Origin of the sequence: Bartonella sp. SD1336NMGDW (assembly GCF_042193565.1) — a bacterium.
Lineage (GTDB): Bacteria > Pseudomonadota > Alphaproteobacteria > Rhizobiales > Rhizobiaceae > Bartonella > Bartonella grahamii.
In genome coordinates, this window is the sequence record NZ_JBHILW010000111.1 from 1 (window position 1) to 520 (window position 520).

At 29.4% G+C, this 520-nt stretch carries 1 protein-coding gene; it reads right to left on the reverse strand.

Annotated elements, in window-relative coordinates; translation table 11 throughout:
* The coding region (locus ACFIKH_RS09420) for a hypothetical protein (RefSeq protein WP_375671560.1) at positions 1–509 on the reverse strand (509 nt) is incomplete at its 3' end.
* Between the last annotated feature and the right edge of the window lie 11 nt (positions 510–520).

Consider the following 520-nt stretch of genomic DNA (forward strand, 5'->3'; position numbering starts at 1 on the left):
TTTTTAACTGAGCACTGTAGTGTGTAAATAGATATATTTATTAAACTGCGTGTATGTAACATAAGAAACAATACACAAACTAAAAAGGAATACCAAAGAGCAATATCTGAGTACCAAAGTATAGTATCCAATGAAAAAGAAAGCTTATGCTCTACGTAATTAGAAAAAATAGGCAAAGAAACAGTTTCTTTATAACCACTTGGGAAAATTAAAACGACAAGCGCTAAAATTATTATATTTAAAAGTCGGTGCATATATTGTTGTAAATCACGTGTTAGTTTCACCCAACCTGTTGTATTTCCGCATTTGTATTTTGGGTTGTTTTGCAATTCAGAAGGAGTATTGGAATTGCATAAAATTGCAAAAACCGTTGTGACTATTACCAAAGAAACAGATGCGAATGTCAAAATACTCTGAATAAAGTAAAGATTTTTTTTAATTCCTAAAAAACATAAAAATATAAAAGTTATAATGCCAAACAAGGCTCTTAGCTGCTTATCTGTAAACATATTTATTTCCT